This window comes from Roseobacter sp. (assembly GCF_024639605.1).
GTDB lineage: Bacteria > Pseudomonadota > Alphaproteobacteria > Rhodobacterales > Rhodobacteraceae > Roseobacter.
Genome location: NZ_JAHEHZ010000215.1, coordinates 1 through 4,244 on the forward strand (window position 1 = coordinate 1; position 4,244 = coordinate 4,244).

The 4,244-nt window shown below is 61.4% G+C and carries 5 protein-coding genes and 1 pseudogene; 2 read left to right on the forward strand and 4 right to left on the reverse strand.

The window, feature by feature from the left end; translation table 11 throughout:
• The coding region (locus Q0M35_RS17650; RefSeq protein WP_295317570.1) for a fumarate hydratase C-terminal domain-containing protein at positions 1-441 on the forward strand (441 nt) is incomplete at its 5' end.
• On the opposite strand, the gene Q0M35_RS17655 is transcribed toward Q0M35_RS17650, so the two are convergent.
• Genes Q0M35_RS17655 through Q0M35_RS17670 form a run of 4 tightly spaced genes read right to left on the reverse strand, consistent with a single transcriptional unit; the run spans position 438 to position 3,875 of the window.
• The gene (locus tag Q0M35_RS17655; protein ID WP_295317571.1) at positions 438-1,055 is read right to left on the reverse strand and encodes a glutathione S-transferase family protein; all 618 of its coding nucleotides are present in this window, start codon (positions 1,053-1,055) and stop codon (positions 438-440) included. The two genes, Q0M35_RS17650 and Q0M35_RS17655, sit on opposite strands and share 4 nt — an antisense overlap.
• A gap of 38 nt (positions 1,056-1,093) precedes the next feature.
• Positions 1,094-2,224 carry a mandelate racemase/muconate lactonizing enzyme family protein gene (locus Q0M35_RS17660; RefSeq protein ID WP_295317572.1) on the reverse strand — a complete coding sequence of 377 codons (1,131 nt, stop codon included), beginning with the start codon at positions 2,222-2,224 and terminating at the stop codon, positions 1,094-1,096.
• Complete coding sequence (locus Q0M35_RS17665; protein WP_295317573.1) at positions 2,221-2,964, reverse strand: sulfite exporter TauE/SafE family protein; 744 nt, start codon at positions 2,962-2,964, stop codon at positions 2,221-2,223. The genes Q0M35_RS17660 and Q0M35_RS17665 overlap by 4 nt, the downstream gene beginning before the upstream one ends.
• On the reverse strand, positions 2,961-3,875 hold the full coding sequence (locus Q0M35_RS17670) for a LysR family transcriptional regulator (protein ID WP_295317574.1): 915 nt from the start codon (positions 3,873-3,875) through the stop codon (positions 2,961-2,963). Before Q0M35_RS17670 ends, Q0M35_RS17665 begins: the two co-directional genes overlap by 4 nt.
• Before the next feature lie 151 nt (positions 3,876-4,026).
• Between Q0M35_RS17670 and Q0M35_RS17675 the strand changes: the two are divergent.
• Positions 4,027-4,244: pseudogene (locus tag Q0M35_RS17675) on the forward strand (tripartite tricarboxylate transporter substrate binding protein); the annotation flags it as partial.

A 4,244-nucleotide genomic window follows, 5' to 3' on the forward strand; every position in this document is an offset into this window, starting at 1 on the left:
GATCTTGGCGCTGTGACGGCGACCGCGAGCTTTCGCTTTGCTAAATGGCTGCCTGAATGGATGGCAAAAACCGGCGCGCGGCTGATCATCGGCAAGGGCGGGATGTCGTCAAAGGATTACATGCAATATTTCGTGCCCAACGGGGCGGTTTACCTCTCCACCGTGGGCTACGGCACCGGTGCGCTTTTAGGGCGCGGGGTCGAAACAGTTGAGGCCGTACACTGGCACGAGGAACTGGGTATTGCCCAGGCGATGTGGGTCATTCGCGCGCGTCGCATGGGGCCCTTTATCGTGGCGTCAGATATGAACGGTGATTGTCTTTTCGAGCGGGAAAACGCGAAGATCCAGCATAACATCGAACGTATCTATGAGGGCACAAAACCCGCAGTGATGCGCCGCTATGGCGAAACCGATGACAAATCGGACGAAATCATCGGCTAAAGCCCGTGCTCTGCCATGACCTTTTTCACCGACGGGCGTTCTTTCATCGCCAACATATGCGCGTGGATTTTCGGATAATCCGCAGTGTCGATCCCGTTGGCTCCGAGCCAGCGGTGCACCAGAAAAAGATAGGGGTCGCAATAGGAGAACTCTTCTCCCATTGCCCAGGGGCCCCGGAGCAGGTGATCTTCGATCAGCTGCGCGCATTCGGCCATGTTGTCCGGTACTTTCTGCTTCATCGCGTCAATCGCATCCGGATCATCGGCAAAGCGCGCCCCGCGCAGTTTATGCGCAAAGGCAGGGTGCATCGTGGCGGCCAGATACATGCAGAACGACTGCGCCCGGGCAAAGGCGAACGGGTCCGCAGGCGCAAGACCCGTATCGGGGTGCGCCTGTGCGAGATAGGCGAGGATCGCGGGATTTTCGGTCAGCACACCCCCGGAAGTCTGCAATGCCGGTACCCGGCCCCGCGGATTTATCGCAAGGTACTCAGGGGCCTGATGATCCTGATCAGGGATTGAAAGCTCTTGCGTTTCATATGTGGCACCGATTTCCTCAAGCAGGATATGCGCTGCAAGCGCGGATGTTCCTTTGGCCAAATAAAGCGTGTACATAGTCTCTCCCCTGACGCGCGCCTCAGGATGGTGCAATGCTAACTGAGGTCAAGAGCCAGTGTCTGAAACGGCATGATCGCTCCGGGCAGCGCGTCAATGCCGAGACCGGGCAGGGGGCTGAGACGCCAGATGCCTCCCTGCGCCGGGTCGCCGTCGAAAAAGGCATCGCGCAGCGGGTTGGCGTTCACGTCAAGTTCCAGCAGCCCGTCGCCGCCCGCTGCCGCCAGCAGATGTGCCGAGGCCACCAGCCCGATGCCGCCGCCCAGAAAATGCGGACAATAGGTAAGGCCCGCCTTCAGCGCGTGTCGCGCCACGCGGTAGCACCCGCCGACGCCCCCCCATTTTGCGACATCGGGTTGCACAAACTGCAGCGCACCTGCGGCAATGGCTGTTCCGAACTCTGCGTCACCTGAGATGTTTTCGCCCGCCGCCAGCGGTATATCCGCGTGGCCCGCGAGGCTCTGCCAGTCAGAGGCGGGGCGATCCGCGGCAACCGGTTCTTCCAGCCAGCCGATCCCGAGATCTGCGGCCCCGGTCATAAACGTCTGTGCCTGTGGCAGGTCCCAGGCCTGGTTGGCATCGGTAAAAAGGCTTTCGCCGGGGGCCAGCCCGTTGCTGAGCGCGGCCAGTCGGGTCAGATCACCGGCCATATCGAAACCGACCTTGACCTTAAAACGGGTGATGCCACGCGCCCGGGCGCTTGCGATTTCCGCATCGGCCCGCGCAATTGCTATACCACTGGCATAAACGCGCACGTCGCCTGAGGCCCCGGGATTAAGCAGCCGTGCCAGCGAAAGACCGGCCATCCGGGCGGCGATGTCATGGACCGCAGTGTCAACTCCGGCGAGGACATGCGCGAAAGGGCCGGGCTCGCCGCATTGCAGCGCGCGGATCCGGGTCTGCGCGGTCAGGTCACGCCACAGATCGGACGGTCTGCGGAAAGCCCGGCCCAGGATCAGCGCGCTGATATCTTCGGCCAGCAACCGGGCGCGGTGTTCGGCCCCTGCGGCAGGCCAGTTGGCGAAAATCTCGCCCCACCCCCTCTGGCCATCACGCTCGGTGAGGCGCACGAATACGGCCGGCCTGTCACGCATGGTGCCAAAGGAGGTGGCAACCGGTGCAGGCGTGGGCGCGCGGAAAACAAACACCTCGATACGGTCAATTCTCATAGCAGTTCTCTTATCATCAGAAGGGTGCCCGACACGAGGCAGAGCCCGATCAGAAGGCGGTGAAACAGCGCACCTGGAATGCGCCGGAAAGCCGCGATCCCGATCCGGGCAAAGATGATCGCCACCGGCATCGCAATCGCCACAAAAACCAGCGTCTCGCGGTCATAAGCCCCTTTGCCGATCAGTATGATCATCGCAAAGCCAAGGACAGAGAGGTTATAGGGTTGCAGGACGGCACGCACTTCGGCTTTGGGCCAGTTGCGCAGCGAACACCACATCGTCGGCAGCACGCCGGAGAGCGCCACGGCCCCCCCGAGCACACCGCCGGCAAACCCCACCAGTGCGTCAATCACCGGTGTGCGCTGAGCAATATCCGGCAGCTTGCGACGCAATGAAAAATAACCGCCATACAGAATGAGAAACCCCGCGATCATCAGTTTCAACGTCTCTGCATTGATCATCTCCAGCATTGACAACCCGACAGGAATTCCGATGAGCCCCGGCACCAGAAACCGCGCAAGCCGTGGCAGGTTGGCCATCATCTCATGACGCACCACCCAGATGCCCTGCACCCCGTTTACAGCGGCAATGCTGACCGTGACGGCCACGGCCTGCACCGGGCTCATCACCGTCAGAAAAAACCCCAGCGCAAAGAGCGCGGTGCCAAAGGCAGCCATGCCGTTGATGAAACCGGCGGCGGCGGCCCCCATAAATATGCAGAGTAACTCCTGGGATGTCATTCCGGCGTGGTCCGGTCCGGACCGGCGTTCACCGCGCTGGCACTCTCAATGACCCGCAGGCACAGGCTGTGCAGCTCACTCAGGATGCGCGAGCGCGGATTGTCGCGCCGGTGCGCAAGCCCGAGCCGTCGCACCGGTGCATCCGGACCCAGCGACAAGCGTTTGAGAGCCAGCGGATTGCGCACCCGGACACAGCGGCGGGGCGCCATCGCTACGCCTAAGTTGGCGTGCACCATGCTGGAAATTGCCTCAAGACTGTCGAGTTCCATGGTTTCATTGACCCGGATGCCTTTTTTCTGCAGCCAGGTTTCGATCATATGGCCGACGACTGCATCGCGGTTGAACCGGATAAAGGAATGCGACGACAGCAGTTCGAGCGGATCATCGCTTTGCGTCTCCAGCGAGGCCAGCAACTGCACCGGCTCCTCGGCAATCTCCATAAACTCAAGGTCGGGGGGCAGGGTCTCGGGCCGGGTGATCAGCGCCACATCCAGCGCCCCGCGCTCCAGCTGAGAAATCATTGCCGTCGTCAGCCCGGGATTGAGATGCACATGCACATCCGGATGGCGCGCCATCAGCAACGAGATCACCTGCGGGACCAGTGTGGTGAGCGTTGTGGGCAGGGCGCCGAGCGCCACCTCGCCGCTGACGCCGGTTTCGCCCGTGACAGAGGGCAGGATCTGGTCGTACCCGCGCACCACCTCACGCGCCCGGGCCACCAGCGCGCGCCCCACAGGCGTGAGTTCGGGCGTGCGCCGCGTCCGGTCAAATATCTGAACGCCCCAGTTTTCCTCCAGCGCGCGCATCTGCTGGCTGACGGCGGCGTGGGTCACAAAGACAGCATCTGCCGCCGCACTGAAAGTTTTGTGATCATCAATGGCGATGAGGGTTCTGAGCATTCTGATCGACACGGGCTGTCGGGCCTCTTTCGTAAGTCAGCCTAACGCAATTTGTAATATTAAATTACTTCTTTAAAGCTTCACTTAACGATACCAATTGTCAAGGGCGGTGGCGGTCGTGGCCGGACATCTCCTTAATAACGAACGAACAGGGAGAAAAATGATGAAATTCAAGACCTTTGGCGCGGCCTGTGCCGTCAGTCTGGGCCTCGCGACAACCGCGTTTGCCGAGTATCCGGAGCGGCCGATTAACATGGTCATCCCCTACGGTGCCGGGGGCGCCACCGATATCTCAGCGCGCACAATTGCCGAGCCGCTGAACAATGCCGTTGGCAGACCGCTGGTCATGGCGAATGTGACCGGCGCAGGGGGCGCCACGGG

Bases quoted from the DNA above. Each gene is read 5' to 3' on its own strand.
- Q0M35_RS17655 (WP_295317571.1), bottom strand. From the start codon at position 1,055: ATGTACACGCTTTATTTGGCCAAAGGAACATCCGCGCTTGCAGCGCAT.
- Q0M35_RS17660 (WP_295317572.1), bottom strand. From the start codon at position 2,224: ATGAGAATTGACCGTATCGAGGTGTTTGTTTTCCGCGCGCCCACGCCT.
- Q0M35_RS17665 (WP_295317573.1), bottom strand. From the start codon at position 2,964: ATGACATCCCAGGAGTTACTCTGCATATTTATGGGGGCCGCCGCCGCC.